This is a genomic window from Pseudomonas sp. H3(2019), from assembly GCF_007713465.1.
Lineage (GTDB): Bacteria > Pseudomonadota > Gammaproteobacteria > Pseudomonadales > Pseudomonadaceae > Aquipseudomonas.
This window is the reverse complement of the sequence record NZ_VMSG01000002.1, coordinates 298,922-316,685: the sequence shown is the minus strand read 5'-3', so window position 1 is coordinate 316,685 and position 17,764 is coordinate 298,922. Positions and strand designations below refer to the sequence as shown.

Sequence of the window (17,764 nt, the reverse complement as noted above, 5' to 3'; positions counted from 1 at the left end):
CTCTCAGGCAAAGGCGTCGGCTACGGCGTCTTTGACTTTTTCATGCGCGGTGCCTTGCACAATTTGGCCGTGCCCTGGAATCAAATGCTGGAATTCCAGCGACAGCAGGCCCTCGAAGTCACTTTGGCTGATACTGCAAGACGCCACCCAGTTACGATCGATATCGACAGGTCGGAGCATGCCGTATTGACCCATCTTCTCAGCGCTTTCCTTGCTGAAAAACTCATCTGCAAACGACCAGTTCTTGATGGAGTCGCAGCTGACGATGATTCCGCCGTTACGCTTGATCTCAAGAATGGCCTCGGGTTTGGACGAGTGAAAGGCATACAGGGCCGCGTCTATGAAAGGCAGATGGTCGGGGGATAGCGTTTCCGTGATGTGGAGCCCGTCTTCATGCTCGTCGCCCGGCAGCGCCCAGATGGAGGCGCGGTAACGGTCGGCATAGAAGGCATTGTCGATACCATGCGCGGCGCCGAGCTTGATAATGTTCTTGACGTCGCCGAGTCGTTCCAGTGCGGCTAGGCCGGCGTCGTCAAGCCTGATCGCGTTGATTAGCGTCAGTTCGTTCCCTTCCTTGACAATGGTCATGTTTCGGCTGAACTGCCACTGTTCTTCCCCATAGGTCGCTATATAGGTGCCCATAACAATGTAGACGCCTTCAAAAACCTCTTTGATTGCCGAGTGCGGTAAGGCTTCGTGAAATTCTGTTTTGGTAGCTTGCATGGATATCTCCGGTTATTAAAAGTCACAGCATGGACCGAATAGTCTGGATGGTAGGGCTGTCGTGTAATCTAATGATGTGCCTTCCGATTGTGTGATCGTGGCGGATGGCCAATGCCAGCAGGTGTTCGTGTGAGGCGAACCACTGTTCAAACTGCCAGTGGCCATTCTGGTTATTTCCGGCGTGTGAAACTAACGCCGCTGGCGCAAGTGTGAGATCGAATTCAAGAGCATCAAAGGGGAAGGAGAGCCCAAGCCCGATTGCTTTGGTGTAAGCCTCCTTTAATGTCCAGTATCTGAAAAAGTCTGTAGTTTGATATTCATCCGGCAACCCCGACAGATGATGTTGCTCGTTGTGCGACAGGACATGGGGTGAGAGCTCACTCACCTTGACCTTTCCATCGATGCGTTCTACGTCGATTCCGCAATCCAGGCCCGAGACGATGACCAAGGCAATCAGGTCCTGGGTGTGCGAGATGTTAAATCGAAGTGGTGTCTTGCTTGCGGGTTGCGCCACTTCAGGACGTCCGTGCCGCGTCTGGCGGAAGCGCCAGGCCTGTGGTGCGACAGATGGCATACAGCCGGTAAGGGCAATTCTGGTCAAGCCGCGGGCGATCATGAAGTTCTGTCTGTCGCGCGCTCTGACAAACTTTTCCATACGCGCACGCTCTTCCTGCACCAGCACTTTATTGCAGGCATGTGTCCATGACGGACTGCTTATTTGCTCCGCACGCACGATCCAGACGTGGGCTTCATTCTCATTCAGCATGAAAAACTTTCCACAGGTGTGGTCGCAATAATGGCAGGGTATCTGCCAATTGTGCGGTGCCTGATTATGCGTAGTTTTCCAAAGGAAACAGTTCAATATTGAGCATGTGCTGATGAAATAGCTCTTTAGTATCTGTACGCCGATTAAGGGTAACCAAGACCAGGTGCTATGTGAGCTATCAGACTATTCAGGTTAGGCGATCCGAAGGTATCGCGCATGTCACCCTTGCGAACAAGGATCGAGACAACGCCATCAATGAAACGATGTTAAGCGAATTGCATGCGGTGCTTGACGCCGTGCAACACGATAATGATTGCCGTTTGATTGTATTGCGGGGACAGGAAGAGTGTTTCTGCACGGGAATGGACATTCGTGAGCTGGCTGCTCACTACGATCCGCAAACCCTTTCGCAAGGCGGGAAGCAATTCTGGGATCTGATGCATCGGATTGTCACCTTGCCAAAGATCACCATCGCCCTGGTCGATGGCCGCGTGTCTGCTGGCGGCGTCGGCATTGTCGCGGCATGCGATCTGGTCTTGGCCTCCAAGCGAAGCCAATTCAGCCTGCCCGAGGCGTTGTGGGGGCTGCTGCCATGCTGCGTATTGCCGTTTCTGGGGCGGCGCATCGGTTTTCAGAAGGCTTACAGCCTGATGCTGACCACACAGACCATCAAGTCTGATGAAGCCCATAGATTGCACTTAGTAGACGAATTGAGCGACGAGCCGGAGCGTGCAGTAAAGAAGCACTTGAATCGGATCGGCAATCTGAATGCGCAGACAATCAAGGACATGAAGCAATTTGCCCATCGCTTGTGGCCGATTTCCGAAGCCAGTGAGACCGTCGCGTTGCAGGAATATACCAGGCTGCTCTCGTCGCAAACCGTGGTTGGCAATATCAAGACCTTTGTCGAGCATGGCCTTTTTCCTTGGGAGAAATCAAATTGATGGCGCGAGTAACGGGCAGCAAATCAGCATTGCTTTTTCCCGGGCAAGGATCTCAGCGCAAAGGGATGGGAGCCGGTTTATTCGAGCGCTTCCCTGAGCATGTTGCGATGGCAGATCGCATACTCGGCTATTCGATAGCTGAACTGTGTCTGGAGGACCGCGAACGCCGCCTGGCGTTGACGCAATACGCTCAGCCGGCGATCTATTTCGTCAATGCCTTGGCAGGGATGGCCCTGGAGCAGGAAGGTTTCGCCGCTGATTTTGTCGCAGGCCATAGCTTGGGTGAGTACAACGCGTTGTTCGCAAGCAGCGTCTATGACTTTCAGACCGGCCTTCGTATTGTCAAAAAGCGCGGCGAACTGATGGGCACCGTGAATGGCGGCGGGATGCTGGCGGTGATCGGACTCGATAGAGTCTCGGTAGGGCGTGCACTGGAGCAGCTTGAGATTGCTGACGTGGATGTGGCTAACCATAACAGTGCGCGACAGCTTGTCTTGTCGGGGGAAAGAGACAGTCTGGACCGCTTCGGCCACCATGCGATGACACTTGAGGGGGTGCGCTGTGTGCCGCTGAATGTGAGCGCAGCCTTCCACTCGCGCTACATGCGCAAGATCGCAGATGAGTTTGCAGGCTTTATTCAGGCTATCCGGTTCAATCCCCCCAAATGCCCGATTATTTCCAATGTCACCGGCCGTGTGTTGCAGCATGCAGAAATCCAGGCGCTGCTGTCGCGTCAGATTTACAGCCCGGTGCGTTGGTTCGACAGCATGAACTACCTGTTACAGGCGGGTGTGGGCAGGATCCGCGAGGCGGGTACCGGCCAGGTTCTGACCGGTCTTTGGAGAGAGATTGAGGCTGAGTATACGCCGCCGACATCCGTGCCGCAGTCCCCTGCGGGTTTAGCGTTGAATGCGCAAACGCTGGGCTGCTCCGACTTCCGCCGCCGCTATGGTCTGCGTTTCGCCTACATCGCCGGCGCGATGTTTCGCGGCATTGGTTCCACCGCGATGGTGAGCAAGATGGCACAAGCCGGAATGCTTGGATTCTTTGGCGCGGGAGGCTTATCGGCTGAACGCATTGAGCAGGCGATCTTGCGGTTGAAAGTGGCGTTGCCCGCAGATGCCAAATGGGGAATGAATCTTCTGCACGCACCGGAGGACGTAGGGCGGGAACAGGCCGCGGTTGATTTGTATCTTAAGCACGACGTCAGGTATGTCGAGGCGGCTGGTTACTTGCGCATGACGGCCCCGTTGATCGAGTTCCGCTTCAAGCATATGGAGCAGGATGATCAAGGTCGGGCTCAGCCTCTGCGACACGTGGTCGCCAAAGTATCGCGCCCGGAAATCGCACGGCAATTCTTGCAGCCGGCTCCAGCGGCCCTGGTCGACAAGCTGTTGCAAGAAGGGCGGCTCAGCCCTGCGGAAGCGGAATTGGCACGCTCCCATCCGGTATGCGATGCGCTCTGCCTGGAGGCGGATTCAGGTGGCCATACCGATGGGGGCAATCTGAACGTACTGCTACCGCAAATGATGATTTTGCGCGACCAGGTGATGAGCGAACATGGCTATCCGTACCGTATCGCGGTCGGTGCAGCTGGCGGCATCGGCACGCCGCATGCGGCGATGTCGGCTTTTGTAATGGGTGCGGATTTCATAGTAACGGGGTCGATCAATCAATGTTCGCCGCAGGCAGATACTTCGGATAGCGTCAAAGACATGTTGTCGGAGGTGGAGGTACAAGACACGGCATACGCACCGGCAGGGGACATGTTCGAGCTGGGTGCGCGGGTACAGGTCTTGAAGAAGGGCACGCTGTTTTCGGCTCGGGGCAACAAGTTGCATCAGCTATACAAGCAATGCAACTCGCTGGACGAGATCGACGGAAAAACGCGGGCGAGCATTGAGAAATTCTATTTTAATCGAAGCTTCGAACAGGTGTGGGAAGAAACCCACAGCTATTTCGCGTCGCTTGGAAAGCATGACGAGATTGAGAAGGCTACCCGCGATCCTAAGCACAAGATGGCGCTGGTCTTCCGCTGGTATTTCGCCCACTCAATCCGGCTCGCAGTCAATGGCGAGACTGCTGATCGCGCGAATTATCAGGTTCACTGCGGTCCCGCACTTGGCGCATTCAATTCAGTGGTGCGCGGCACTCCGTTGCAGGATTGGCGCAAGCGCCATGTGGACTCGATCGCCCTGTGGTTGATGGCGGAGACTGCCAGCCTGATCAATCAGCGGCTGAGTGCATTCAGCCATGTTTAAGGTAAATAGGACACCCATTCACCCCAAGAGAAAGTGCATTACTCCCATCCTGACAATCTATCTGGCACTTGGAGGATGCACGGCTTACCCGCCAGATGCAGCACAGGTGTCACAACTTCAGATCAGGACAAAGCAGTGGAATGCCCCTCTCCCCTCATCGGAACGGGTGGTTGCATTACAGCAGTGGTGGAGCGCCTGTGATGATGACGTTCTGCTGAAGTTGCTGAGCGCTGCTCAGCAAGCCAGCCCCAGCGTGCAGATTGCCCAGGCGCGGATCGATGAAGCTCGCGCCGAGGCGAAGGTGGTCGGCGCGCAACTGTGGCCGCGCATTTCGGGCAATGCCGGTTATGAACGCGCACGCAGTACCAACGCGTTCGTTCAACCTGCAGTGACGGCTACCAACGGCTATGCCAACATCGATGCCAGTTGGGAGATCGATCTGTGGGGCGGCGTCGCCAGCCAGCGCAGGGCCACGCTTGCGCGAGAAGCCGCGCGTCAAATCGAATGGCACGACGCGCGGACAAGTCTGGCGGCTGAAGTGGCCAATGCTTACCTAAACCTGCGCGCGCTGCAAATACGGCAGCGACTGGAGGAGAACACCCGGGAATCGTTGCTGAGCAGTGCCCGAATATTGCGGACTCTGCACCACGTTGGTCTGGCCAGCGATGACGAGGCCGGGTTACTGGATGCCGGAGCCGCAGAGTCACAAAGCCGGTTGATCCTGGCGGGGGCCGAGGCCGATGTACTCCTCAAGGTACTGGTTGAGTTGACGGATATCGACGAAAGCGTTTTGCGCAGCCGTCTGGGCCCCGCGGCGGCGGAGTTACCTCATCCACGAGCCTTTGCAGTGCATGCGGTCCCTGCCGACGTCTTGAGCCAGCGTCCCGACATCCGAGTGGCGGCACAGCATGTAGTGGTGGCGCAGGAGGAGATTCATGTCTCGCAGGCGCGACGCTATCCCTCGCTCAGTCTCCTGGGCAGCATCGGGGGCAACCGTTCCTCCAGTGGGAACAGCACATTGAGCGGCTCCAGTTGGTCGTTCGGGCCAACCTTGTCTGTGCCGATCTTCAACGGCGGGCAACTCAAGGCGGAGGTCGAGCAGAGCCAGGCACGTTACGACCAGGCCGTGGGCGAATACCAGCGCACGGTCAGGGCAGCGGTGCGCGAGGTTGAGGCCACGATGGTCCGGCTCGATGCCGGGCGGCCGAGCGAAAAAAGCCTGCGTCAGGCGGTCGCTAAGTACCAGTCGCAGTTCGACGCCGGCCAGGCGCGCCTGAGCGTCGGTTCCATCAATGTGATCGAGTTTGAAGTGCTGCGGCGCATGCTGATTTCCAGTCAGTTACGACTGCTTGATCAGCAGCGCGAGCAATTGGCGAACTGGATCATCCTCTACAAAGCGGTCGGCGGCCAATGGGCCCCGAACGACTCGTCCAATTCTTGATATCCCGGGGAAATCGATGTTTCGCGTATATGCCGACAAACTTCGCTTCAAGGTGTCACGTTTCAAACGCTTGGCCATTTCGCTGATGGTCGCAGCTGCAGCGGTGGCCGCATTCGCCTCGGCGGGCCACAAGACACCGCAGGACAGCGAGCCGAAGCAGCCTAAGGCATCATTGACGGTAGCAGTCGTCAAACCGGCAACTCTGCCACTGTCCCAGCGTATTTCGGCGAACGGCGATGTCGTGGCTTGGCAGGAGTCCATCATCGGCACGAACCTGGGCAATTTGCGCCTGACCGATGTGCGCGCCAATGTCGGTGATCGGGTGAAGAAGGGCCAGGTGCTGGCTACGTTCGCCGACGAGGAAATCCGCATCCTCATTGCCCAGGGCCAAGCCAGCGTCGCGGAAGCCGCAGCGCTTCATCAGGATGCACAGGAGAACCTGGCGCGAGTTCAGGCGCTTGGTGATAACGGCGCGCTGAGCAAGCAGCAGATCACCTTCGCGGTGACGCAGGAAGGTTCCAGCGCTGCACGCGTGCAACTGGCGCAGGCCAGGCTGGCGGCAGAACTGCTGCGCTTGAAGCAGACACTTATTGTCGCGCCTGACGATGGCGTGATCTCCGCGCGCAGCGTTGCAGTGGGAACGATCTGCCAGGCGGGCCAAGAACTATTCCGCATGGTCCGCCAGGGAAGGATGGAATGGCATGCAGAGGTAACCGCCAATGACAGTGCGACCATCCACCCCGACGTCGCCGTATCCGTGTTCGCGCCCGGTGGTGTCGTGGTGACGGGCAAGGTCCGCAAGGTTGCCCCCACTGTCGATACTCGCAGCCGCAATGTATTGGTTTACATCGATCTGCCGAACGACGAAGCCCATTCCCAGTATTTGAAGCCAGGTATGTTTGTCGCTGGTGAAATACCGGTTGGCAACAGCGAGGCACTGATGGTCCCAGGCAGCGCGCTGGTTTTGCGCGATGGTCTGTCTAGCGTGTTTGTCATTGATGGTCAGGACGTGGCGCGGCAGGTGCGGGTGCGTCCCGGGCGGGAGGAGGGCGCCATGATAGAAGTAGAAGGGGTGCCGCCAAACGCATTGGTTGTGAGCAAGGGGGCGGGCTTTTTGGCAGATGGCGATCTCGTTCGCGTGGAAAACTAAGGCTCCCTATGAATTTCTCTTCGTGGTCTATCCGTAATCCTGTTCCGGTCATCATGCTGTTTGTGCTGTTGGCGCTGATCGGCTTGATGGCATTTTCCAGCTTGAAAGTACAAGACTTTCCCGATGTCGATCTGCCCACCGTTACCATCACTACGACGCTCAAGGGCGCGGCGGCGGCTCAGCTTGAAGTGGAGGTCGCGCGCAAGTTGGAAAGCGCGGTCATCGGCTTGCAAGGTGTCAAGCATGTCTATTCCAAGGTGCAGGACGGTTTGGTGCTGCTCTCTGTCGAGTTCCTGATGGACCGATCCGTTTCGCAGGCGATGGAGGACGTACGCAACGCCGTTAACGGCGTGCGCTCCACGTTGCCGGCGGACGTCAACGACCCGGTGATTGGCAAAGTCGAGTTCACCAGCACGCCGTTTCTGATCTATACCGTGGCGGACTCGCGCATGGATGAGGAACAGTTGTCCTGGTACATCGACAATACAATGATCAAGGCATTGCGCTCAGTGTCCGGTATTGGAGGCGTGAGCAGAGTCGGCGGACTCGACCGGGAAATCCGTGTGGCACTTGATCCCGTTGCAATGGCGTCGCTGAACGTTTCTGCAGCCGAGATATCCGATCAGTTGGCAAAGACTCAGCGTGAAGCCTCGGGTGGGCGTACCTATATTGTCGGTGGAGAACAGGCGTTGCGTACCATCGCCACCGCGCAATCGGTCGATCAATTGGCACGGATGGAGCTGTCGATAGGCGGCGGGCGGCGCATCCGGCTGGATCAAGTGGCGACGGTAAGCGATACGACTGCCGAACGACGCTCGCTGGCGATGCTCGACGGGCATATGGTGGTCGGCGTGGAAATTACACGCAGCCGCAATGCCAGCGAGATCGAGGTGGCGGATGGCGTGCGCAAGTCGCTCGAGCGTTTGCAGAGCGAGCGTCCGACGCTCATCGTGACGCAAGCCTATAACACGGCAGTACCGGTGCTGGAGTCTTTTCGCGGATCGATGAACGTGCTTTACGAGGGCGCATTGCTCGCGGTGCTGGTGGTGTTGTGGTTCTTGCGTAACCTGCGGGCAACCTTGATCGTCGCCACCGCATTGCCGCTGTCCTTGCTTCCAACATTCATCGGCATGGCGAGCCTCGGTTTTACGTTGAACACCGTTACCTTGTTGGCGCTGGCGTTGGTGGTCGGCGTACTGGTGGACGACGCCATCGTTGAAATCGAAAACATCTACCGCAATCTACGCGCCGGGAAAACGCCTTATCAAGCGGCCATGGAAGGTGCCAACGAAATCGGTATGGCGGTGATCGCCACGACGCTCACCCTGGTGGCCGTGTTTCTGCCGACCGCTTTTATGGGCGGTGTGCCGGGCAAGTTCTTCATGCAGTTCGGCTGGACTGCGGCCATGGCCGTGCTGGCCTCGTTGCTGGTGGCGCGCATGCTGACGCCGATGCTGGCGGCCTATTTACTGAAGCCAGTTGCGTCGAAGGCCCCTGAGGAGGGGCGGCTGACGAAGGCTTATCTGAAAGTGGCGAGTTGGTGCCTAAGCCACCGCAAGTCGACAATCGCGATGTCGGTGATGTTCTTTATCGGGTCGCTGTTGCTGGCACCCCTGTTGTCCAGCGATTTCGTCCCACCGGATGACCGTTCGCAAACCATGGTCAAGCTGGAGCTAGTGCCCGGCGCGACGTTGGCCGATACGACTGCGGCAGCAGAGCAGGCGCGCGCAATTATTCTTCAGCAGCCTTACGTGACACGTGTATATACCGCGATTGGTGGTGGGGCCGCGGGCAGCAATCCACTTGACGGCGGCACGATGTCCGGCGTGAACAAGGCCAGCCTGATCGTGATGCTGGCAGACCGCCAGGACCGTCAGGTTCGCAAGTCGGCTATTGAAGGAAACCTGCGCGAGGCTCTGCAGTCGATTCCCGGCGTGAGGCTGGCCATCGGTCTGGGGGCGGCTGGCGAGAAGTACCAGCTGGCGATCACCAGCAGCGACAGTGTCGCGCTGCAATCGGCGGCCCAGGCGATCGCCCGGGATCTGCGCACCTTGCCCGGCGTCGGAGGCGTCAGTTCCAGTGCCAGCCTGATCCGTCCGGAACTGGGTATCACGGTTAATAACGCACGCGCCGCCGAATTGGACGTGACGGCCACGGACATAGCCAACACGCTGCGCGTCTCCACGGTGGGAGAGTTTGACATCGCGCTGGCGAAGCTGAACCTGCCAGAGCGCCAGGTTCCCATTGTGGTGCGATTGCCGGAGGGGCTGCAGCACGACCTGAATGCCTTGCGCCAGTTGAAGATTCCAACCGCTAACGGCTCAAAAGTAATGCTCAGCCAGGTGGCGGACATCAGCTTGTCGAGCGGGCCGAGCCAGATTGACCGTTATGACGGCGCTCGCGTGGTGGTGTTCGATGTGGAGCTCAATGGACGCTCGCTCGGGGACGTCAGCGCGGCGGTCGACGAGTTGCCAAGCGTGGCACATCTGCCGCCGGGCATTTCCCGCGCATCGTTTGGCGATACTGCGGAGATGCAGAAGCTGTTTGCCGGATTTTTGCTGGCCATGCTGACCGGAGTGGTATGTATATACATGGTCCTGGTATTGCTGTTCCGTGATTTTATGCAGCCGATGACCATTATGGTGGCACTGCCCTTGTCGATCGGTGGCGCGTTCGTAGCGCTATTGGTGGGGCACAGTTCCTTGTCACTCCCGACTATGATCGGACTGATCATGTTAATGGGCATTGCAACCAAGAACTCCATTCTGCTGGTGGACTATGCAATCACGGCAATCCGCAACGGCGCCAGCCGGAATGACGCACTACTGATGGCTGCCCGCAGTCGGGTGCGTCCGATCGTGATGACATCCATTGCAATGGGGGCGGGAATGCTCCCGGTCGCATTGGGAATAGGCATCGATCCCAGCTTCCGTTCACCGATGGCCATCGCAGTGATTGGCGGGCTGGTGACGTCGACTGTGCTGAGCCTGTTGGTTGTACCGGTGGTATTCACCTGCTTCGACGATCTTAAGCGAACGCTGCGACGGTTGCTAAAAGGCAAAAACAAGGTCGATGTTCGCGAAGAGTCCTACTCGATCTGATGTGCTTCAAGGCTATGTTACGGGTCGCAGCCCTCCCAGGTTATCGCCTGGGCGGGCTGCAATTCGCCGTCAGCGGCATGCCCGATTCGGCTATGGAGGATGAGGGGGACCGCGCGTTTCGCCTCCTGAGTGGCCAGGTACTCTTTTTAGTCAGAGCGCAGGATTGTCATTAACTGGCGCGCTGCGGTCAGCGGTGTGATGAGACCTTCGATGACAGCGTTCTCCAGCTCGGGTAGCCGGTGACGGACGCCTTCGTGGCAATACAGGCTGTTTTCCAGCATTCGCTGCAAAATGTAGCGCATCCATTCGCCGTTCTGGCTTTGCCGACGGGTTTGAAACCAACCTGCTTGCTGACCCATTTTGGCGAAGTCTTCGATGCGCTGTCTGATCAAGCCGATTTCCTCACGCAGTAAGGCCGAGCATGTGACAACCTCTGCGCTCCCGTGCGCGGCAGAGCGCAACAGGCGTAGAGCGGATTGGTAGTTGGCTTTGGCCGACTGCGCCTGCGCCCGATTCGGGCCATCGCACTTATTGATGATCAACAGATCCGCCAGTTCCAGAATGCCGCGCTTGATGCCCTGCAGCTCATCGCCGGCATTGGGCAAGAGCAGCACCATGAAAAAGTCGACCATGCGCGCAACATCGAACTCGGACTGACCGACGCCAACCGTTTCGACAATGATGATGTCGAAGCCGGCGGCCTCGCACAGCAATATCGCCTCGCGTGTGCGTTCGGCAACGCCCCCTTGGCAGCCCCGGCTTGGTGATGGGCGTATGAAGGCGGCATCCAGTTTGGCCAATTCCTCCATGCGCGTCTTGTCGCCCAGGATGCTACCGCCGACCAGCGGCGAGCTGGGATCGATCGCGAGTACGGCGACCTTTTTGCCTTGCTCAACCCAGTCGAGGCCGAATGCTTCGATGAAGGTTGATTTGCCGGCCCCCGGCACACCTGAAATACCGATGCGCAGGCTGTTGCCGGTGTAGGGCATGATGGCATCCAGCAGCAACTGCGCCTTTTCCATGTCTGCGTAATTGCTGCTTTCGCACAAGGTAATGGCGCGTGCGAGCGAGCGGCGATCACCCGCTCGCAAGCGCGCAGGATCGATGTCAGGCATGGGATTGGGTTTGGCGCTGGATGGCGTCCATGATGCTGATCGCGGCTTGGGGAATCCGTGTGCCGGGGCCGTATATGCCGGCAACGCCCAGCGACAGTAAGAATGCATAGTCGGCTTGTGGAATGACGCCGCCTACCACAACCAGTGTTTCGTCCGCGCCGAACTCGCGCAGGGCCTCCATGACTTGAGGGACCAGGATCTTGTGTCCGCCGGCCAACGAAGAGATTCCGACAACATGCACGTCATTTTCCACTGCCTGCTTGGCCAACTCCCGCGGTGTGGAGAACATTGGCGACATATCGACGTCGAAGCCGATATCGGCGAAGGCCGTGGCGATTATTTTGGCGCCTCGGTCATGGCCATCCTGACCCAGCTTGCCCACCAGCATGCGCGGTCGTCGGCCCTGGTCGCGCTCGAACTGTTCGACCGAGCGTACCAACGTATTCCAGTCTGGATCGTCGCGATAGGCCGAGGCATAGACGCCGGAAATCGTTGCACTTGTCACACGATGGCGTCCCCATACCCGCTCAAGCGTCTCACAAACCTCACCCACGGTCGCCTTGGCGCGAATCGCGTCGATAGTGACCACCAGTAGATTACTGGCATCGTTTTGGGCCGCCTGCTGGAGCATCGCCAGTGCTGCCTGGGTGGCCGGTTCATCGCGATTTGCGCGCAGTGACGCCAAGCGGCGGATTTGGTTCTCCAGGACTGCGGCATTATCGATCTCGCGAGTTTCCAGCGGCGCCTCGTCGGGAGGTGGAAACTTGTTGACGCCGACGATCACGTGTTCATTTCGGTCTATCCGGGCTTGTCGGCTGGCGGCGAACTCCTCGATGCGCATTTTCGGAAGTCCCTGCTCCACGGCTTGCGTCATGCCGCCAGCCGCGTCGATCTCGGCTATTAGCTGGCTCGCTTGATCGATCATGGCCTGAGTCAGTGACTCCATCATGTAGGAGCCTCCCCATGGGTCGATCACATTTGTGATGCCGCTCTCTTCCTGCAATATCAATTGGGTATTTCGCGCGATCCGCGCACTGGTTTCGGAGGGCAGGGCGATGGCTTCGTCGAACGCATTGGTGTGCAGAGACTGGGTACCGCCAAAAACCGCCGCCATGGCCTCTAACGTGGTGCGCACAATGTTGTTGTATGGATCTTGCTCGGTGAGCGACCAGCCTGAGGTCTGGCTGTGTGCTCGCAGGATGCGCGATTTGGGGGTCGTCGGAGAAAACTCATCGACGATCTGGCTCCACAGTACGCGCGCAGCGCGTAGCTTGGCGATCTCGACATAGAAGTTCATCCCGATGCCCCAGAAGAACGACAGCCTCGGCGCGAATTGATCGATGGTCAGTCCGGCCGACAACGCTGTTTTGATGTATTCCTTTCCGTCGGCCAAGGTATAGGCCAATTCCAGCGCAGGCGGTGCACCGGCCTCCTGGAAATGGTAGCCGGAAATCGAGATCGGATTGAACTTCGGCATATGCTCTGAGGCGTATGCGATGATGTCGCGCACAATGCGCATCGAAGGCCTCAATGGATAGATATACGTGTTGCGTACCACGAACTCCTTGAGAACATCATTTTGTATCGTGCCGGACAGTGCACCTTGATCCACGCCTTGCTCTTCGGCCGCAACAATCAGGCAGGCTAGAATGGGCAGGGCCGCGCCGTTCATTGTCATCGACACAGATACTTTGTCCAACGGGATTCCGTCGAACAGGATTTTCATATCCTCGACGCTGTCGATGGCGACGCCGGTTTTTCCGACGTCGGCGAACACCCTTGGATGATCTGAATCGTAGCCGCGCTGGGTGGCGAGATCGAACGCAACACTGATGCCTTGACCACCTGCGGCCAGCGTGCGTTTATAAAAACCATTGGACTCCTCCGCCGATGAAAAGCCTGCGTATTGGCGTATGGTCCAAGGGCGGCCCGCGTACATGCTTGCCTGCGGCCCTCGAAGGAATGGAGCAAAACCCGGCAGCGAGTTTATATGCGGCAGGCCTTGGATATCGTCCGCGGTGTACAGCGCCTTGACACGGATACCTTCCTCCGTCTGCCACTCTAGATGGTCAGCGCCAAACTGACGCTCAATGGTTGCTTGCCAGTCCTCAAGCGTGGCACCTTCGGCCGGTTTCACTGTCATGGGTCGGGCTTCCTTGATTAATTCAGTCCCAATGTCGCCGACATGCCGCCGTCGACGGCCAGCTCAGCGCCGTTGATGTAGGAAGCACCTGGCGCCAAGAGAAAGCCGACGGCATTGGCGACGTCATCTGGTGTGCCGACTCTTTGTGCGGGGATTCGCTTGGACATACGCTCGATCCATTCGTCGCGACCCTGTGTCATGTCTGTGTTGATGAAACCTGGTAGTACCGCGTTGATCGTCACTCCCCGGCGCGAAAACTCCTCCAGAACCGATTTCATATAGGCCTGGAGTCCGCCCTTGGTCGCTGCATAGGCTGCGTTGCCACGATTGCCGAGCCAGGCGGAAACCGAGCTGATCAACACAATACGGCCGCCGCCCGCGCGTCCCATGGGCATGGCGAACTGTCCTGTCAGCTGCATGGTGGAAAACAGATTGACCTGGAAAGTTTTCTGGACTTTGGCGATGTCGAGCTGAAAGCTCAGCCCGTCGCATGTCATGCCTGCACATGAAACGAAACCATAGGGCGTCCCCATTTCCTTTAGCACGGTCTTGGCAAAGTCTTCTACTTGCTGCGCAATGGAAAGATCGCACGGGTATACAACTGCGCGAGCGCCCAGCATCTTCAGTTCTAGCGCGACATGTTCGGCAGTCGCGGGATCTCTGGTTGGCAGAATCAGGTCATAGCCAGCCTGGGCTAGATGCCCGGCGATAGCGCGGCCAATTCCGCGTGTTGCGCCGGTCAAAACAACCCATTTCGAGTGATTATTCATAGTCATATAAGTAGGCTGGCGTGATTTAGTTGAGCTTCAGATTTGTCGCGATGGTAGAGACTGAGGGTGTTAACGGTTGCTCAAATCTGAGCGAAAGTTCGGTATTCATTTCAGTCGTACAGCGCGCCAGCTAAGCGTGGGGCGTGGCCTGTTGAATAACTAAATTGAGAAATGCGCTCACAATTGAGCGCACGTCGATTGGATTTGATTTTAGGGTGTCGATCGGTACAGATGACTGCTGAGTATCTTGGTCATGCTGTGATGAAGTGCACGGGTTTGATATAGAGTGTTAGTCAAAGGGTCCCGAGACAATGAAGAGTAAGTCGCCATTTACACCGGAGCAAATTGAACTGCAGGCATATATTCCTCCGGCGTTGAAGCAGACCAGTGTCGCTGCTGACGAACTGTTGAATAGCGCCAATTGTGGTGTGATTGTGCAGCGCAGCGGCCAGGTAACAAATGAGTTCCGCAACCAGGCCCGCGAGTGCGCCTTGGAGATTTGCGAACATACTAATAAAACCCAAAAAGGGTTTATTAGCTCGTTCCTGTACGAAGAAACGTTCGGCCAGCAGGATCGAATCCACTGGTTCATTCATTTGCGTAGCCTTGCAGATTACATGCGCTTCCATCGACTCGCTGCAGTTGATCCGGCATTCGGCGAGATTTTCATGCGCAACCGCGCACCGGAGAGTGAACGTGGTGGCGATTGGACAGCCTTATTCTCAGGCACGTTCCAGGAAAGGGTGCTGACACCTCACTACTGGGGTTTCAATGGAACGCACAGCCCTCAACCCGTTCCCGATGCAGAGTCCCGTTTGGCCCTGTATCAGTCCAAGCAGCCTGCAGCGCAACTCCTGCACTCCAGCAATGCGCGAATGATCATCATGCGTCAAGCGCAGGTCGACTTTCAATATCGCTCGGAGGCACGCGTTTTTGCTCGTGCCTATGCCGATTACCTGAATCGGCATTTGGCGGGCTATGTAACGTGTTTTGTCTATGAGGAACATTTCGGCGCGGTTGACCGCCTGCATTGGCTCATTCATCTCGAGTGCTACGAAGATTATCAACATCTCATCGAATTCCTGGCGCAAGACAGCGGTATGCGGGACGTGTTGACCAGGAGTTGGGTCGAGGGAGGCGGTTCTCACTCTGATTGGAGCCGCTTGTTCGTACCGGGCAGTATCAGTGAGGTTCTGCTTTGCCCGCAGCATCCAACTAAAGATTTTTAATCTTTCACTCCGACGCTAAAGGACTAACCATGATTGAATCAGCGCAGTACCAGACTGGCTCGGCTCCCTGGAATAGCTTGCAGAGTTCCAATGCCGGCGTTGTCGTAGAAGTGGTCGCCCAGTTGAAAAACGGTTATCGCAACGAGGCGCTGCGCCTTTTGCATGAGACCGCGTCGTATATCAATGAGGTGAAGAAAGATCGCGTCACCATGCTGAGCTTTCAAGAGCTGGGCACTCTGGGTCATCTGCATGTGCTCCTGCATTTGAGCTCATTGAATGACTACAATGAGTTGTGCGAAATGGCGACGCGGGATGACCATTTCTGCAAAATACTGGAGCAGAATGCGCTGCCTGCCTCCAAGGGCGGTGCTGCCTGGGATACGATGTTCATCGACGGATCGATCAAGGCGACGGTGATGCTCCCGCAGTTCCGTGGCATGTACGGTGCCGCAGCGGCTGTCGTTGAAGTGAAGCCCAGCCAGCCGCTTATCGGTTTGCCGCCGGCGTACCATCAATTTACCTTCCCGCTGAACGAGATCATCCACTCGGCAAACGCTGGCCTGATGCTTCACCGCAGCGCCCAGCTCAAGTACGAGTTCCGCTCTGAAGGGCGGCAGTTTGCGCGCGATGTGGTGGACTCAATCAATAGCAAGGCGCGCGGCGAGGCGACATGCTTCCTGTACGAGGACGCGTTCGGTGCTTCCGATACGCTGCATTGGCTCATCGCCATGAAAGATATCGGCTCGTACTATCCATTGATCAAGCTTCATGCGACTGATCCTGAGGTGCGCGAGCTGTACTTCCGCGAAACGCTCCCATTGGAAAAGGGCGGTGGCAACTGGAGCCGGATGTTTGTGGAAGGCAGTATGTTCGACTTCGCATTTTCGCCTGTCCAGTTCAAGCGCAACGTCTAGTTAAGGTTCGGTCATGCATAAAGTTAGCAAGCAGTTTGTTTTTACTGCGGGCCGAAGTGCTGTCTATCGCTGTCTGACAGATCCGGTGGAGTTTGCGAACTTCACCGGTATGTCTGCGGAAATGGATGCACGGCCTGGGGCGCATTTCTCGTTGTTCGGTGGCTACATCAAGGGCTACTTTCTGGAATTGCACCCGGAGCATCGCCTGGTGATGGCCTGGCGTGATTGTTATAGCTGGGAGGAGGGCATCTATTCGATCGTCAACATTCAGTTGGACGAAGTCGAGGATGGGACCCGGATGTCCTGGACTCAGCATGGTGTACCGACGAATGAAGTAGAGCACTTGGGGGTTGGGCTTGGGCGCAAATACTTCAATGCAATACAACAGTATTTGGCGAGTGGGGAAGTGCAGGGCGCTACGCCGGATGCTTGCAAAATTCCGCAGGCAGAATGACTAAGGAGAGGCAATGGATCAGTCAGCCGTTCCACAGTTTCATGATATTTTTATGCGACAAGCGCAGTGCCTGGCCAATCGTGATCTCGATGGCCTGATGGAGCTTTATCATCCCGAGGCGGTATGGATTCGTTTTCAGGGTGTGTTGGAAGGGCGCGAGAAAATTCGGGAGACCATCGAGCAGTATATGAAGTTGGACCTGGAGTTCGTTGAAATGAATGAATATATTCACGGCGACGATGTGGTGATGGTCCGCTCGACCATGAAAGTTCAGGGGCATACCGAAGTTGCATTCGGCATCTATGTCATTCGTGATGGAAAGATATGGCGACAAACCGGCGCAGTGGAAGGCGGGATGCGGACGTACGTGCACTAATATTTTTTTCGTGGAGGCCGCGATACAGACTACGCTCTTGAGGCAATACAATTCAAAGGCTGAATGCTGTGTTCCTGCTGAATGAAAAGCTACCTGTTGTGCACGCTCACATCGCTCGCCACTCGTAATGTCGTATTTCATAAGAAAGCATCAAGCCGGTGATGTTGATACCGGTCTTGATGCTGTTCTTGTTAACGACAAAATTCGCTGAACGAAAATCCCCTCGCATTTCCCTCATGATCTTTTTTGCCCAGGCCGCTTGCCTGGGCAACGTCAATTACTTGTTCGGATTTTGGCGCCTCATTCAGATTTTTCATGGGTGGCCAATATTGAGCATTATTTATTCCCTTTAGCACTTAATTTATAAACTGTTGATC

The 17,764-nt window shown here is 56.8% G+C and carries 14 protein-coding genes; 9 read left to right on the top strand and 5 right to left on the bottom strand.

Annotated elements, in window-relative coordinates; all coding sequences use genetic code 11:
• Positions 1–3: 3 nt before the first annotated feature.
• Together FPT12_RS03620 and FPT12_RS03615 are read right to left on the bottom strand one after the other, a co-directional pair.
• A complete protein-coding gene (locus FPT12_RS03620; RefSeq protein WP_145014681.1) occupies positions 4–723 on the bottom strand; it encodes a hypothetical protein in 720 nt (239 codons plus the stop codon).
• 22 nt (positions 724–745) lie between these two features.
• Positions 746–1,489, bottom strand: coding sequence for a 4'-phosphopantetheinyl transferase superfamily protein (locus tag FPT12_RS03615; protein WP_145014680.1), 744 nt, complete (start codon positions 1,487–1,489; stop codon positions 746–748).
• Between the two features lie 170 nt (positions 1,490–1,659).
• Here FPT12_RS03615 and FPT12_RS03610 point away from each other — a divergent pair, with 170 nt between their 5' ends.
• From FPT12_RS03610 to FPT12_RS03590, 5 genes are read left to right on the top strand one after another with little or no spacing between them, the layout of a single operon-like run.
• Entirely contained in the window at positions 1,660–2,433 is a 774-nt protein-coding gene (locus FPT12_RS03610) for an enoyl-CoA hydratase/isomerase (RefSeq protein WP_145014679.1), read from the top strand.
• Complete coding sequence (gene fabD, locus FPT12_RS03605) at positions 2,415–4,694, top strand: ACP S-malonyltransferase (RefSeq protein ID WP_218570711.1); 2,280 nt, start codon at positions 2,415–2,417, stop codon at positions 4,692–4,694. The genes FPT12_RS03610 and fabD overlap by 19 nt, the downstream gene beginning before the upstream one ends.
• Positions 4,687–6,135 carry an efflux transporter outer membrane subunit gene (locus FPT12_RS03600; protein WP_256676595.1) on the top strand — a complete coding sequence of 483 codons (1,449 nt, stop codon included), beginning with the start codon at positions 4,687–4,689 and terminating at the stop codon, positions 6,133–6,135. The genes fabD and FPT12_RS03600 overlap by 8 nt, the downstream gene beginning before the upstream one ends.
• A 16-nt stretch (positions 6,136–6,151) precedes the next feature.
• Positions 6,152–7,285, top strand: a complete 1,134-nt coding sequence (locus tag FPT12_RS03595) for an efflux RND transporter periplasmic adaptor subunit (protein ID WP_145014677.1) — start codon at positions 6,152–6,154, stop codon at positions 7,283–7,285.
• 8 nt (positions 7,286–7,293) lie between these two features.
• Complete coding sequence (locus tag FPT12_RS03590; RefSeq protein ID WP_145014676.1) at positions 7,294–10,386, top strand: efflux RND transporter permease subunit; 3,093 nt, start codon at positions 7,294–7,296, stop codon at positions 10,384–10,386.
• 146 nt (positions 10,387–10,532) lie between these two features.
• On the opposite strand, the gene meaB is transcribed toward FPT12_RS03590, so the two are convergent.
• The 3 genes from meaB to FPT12_RS03575 are packed head-to-tail and all read right to left on the bottom strand — an operon-like array spanning position 10,533 to position 14,420.
• Positions 10,533–11,501: a methylmalonyl Co-A mutase-associated GTPase MeaB gene (meaB, locus tag FPT12_RS03585; protein WP_145014675.1), complete on the bottom strand. Its 969-nt coding sequence runs from the start codon at positions 11,499–11,501 to the stop codon at positions 10,533–10,535.
• Entirely contained in the window at positions 11,494–13,644 is a 2,151-nt protein-coding gene (gene scpA / locus FPT12_RS03580) for a methylmalonyl-CoA mutase (protein WP_145014674.1), read from the bottom strand. Before scpA ends, meaB begins: the two co-directional genes overlap by 8 nt.
• 17 nt (positions 13,645–13,661) lie before the next feature.
• Positions 13,662–14,420 (bottom strand): SDR family NAD(P)-dependent oxidoreductase, encoded by a 759-nt coding sequence (locus FPT12_RS03575; protein ID WP_145014673.1) that lies wholly within the window; start codon positions 14,418–14,420, stop codon positions 13,662–13,664.
• A gap of 305 nt (positions 14,421–14,725) precedes the next feature.
• Between FPT12_RS03575 and FPT12_RS03570 the strand changes: the two genes are divergently transcribed.
• The 4 genes from FPT12_RS03570 to FPT12_RS03555 are packed head-to-tail and all read left to right on the top strand — an operon-like array spanning position 14,726 to position 17,387.
• Positions 14,726–15,643, top strand: a complete 918-nt coding sequence (locus FPT12_RS03570; protein WP_145014672.1) for a DUF6039 family protein — start codon at positions 14,726–14,728, stop codon at positions 15,641–15,643.
• A 29-nt stretch (positions 15,644–15,672) separates the two neighbouring features.
• A complete protein-coding gene (locus FPT12_RS03565) occupies positions 15,673–16,557 on the top strand; it encodes a DUF6039 family protein (RefSeq protein WP_145014671.1) in 885 nt (294 codons plus the stop codon).
• A 13-nt stretch (positions 16,558–16,570) separates the two neighbouring features.
• On the top strand, positions 16,571–17,011 hold the full coding sequence (locus FPT12_RS03560; protein WP_145014670.1) for an SRPBCC domain-containing protein: 441 nt from the start codon (positions 16,571–16,573) through the stop codon (positions 17,009–17,011).
• Positions 17,012–17,024: 13 nt separating this feature from the next.
• Positions 17,025–17,387 (top strand): nuclear transport factor 2 family protein, encoded by a 363-nt coding sequence (locus tag FPT12_RS03555; RefSeq protein WP_145014669.1) that lies wholly within the window; start codon positions 17,025–17,027, stop codon positions 17,385–17,387.
• Positions 17,388–17,764 lie beyond the last annotated feature (377 nt).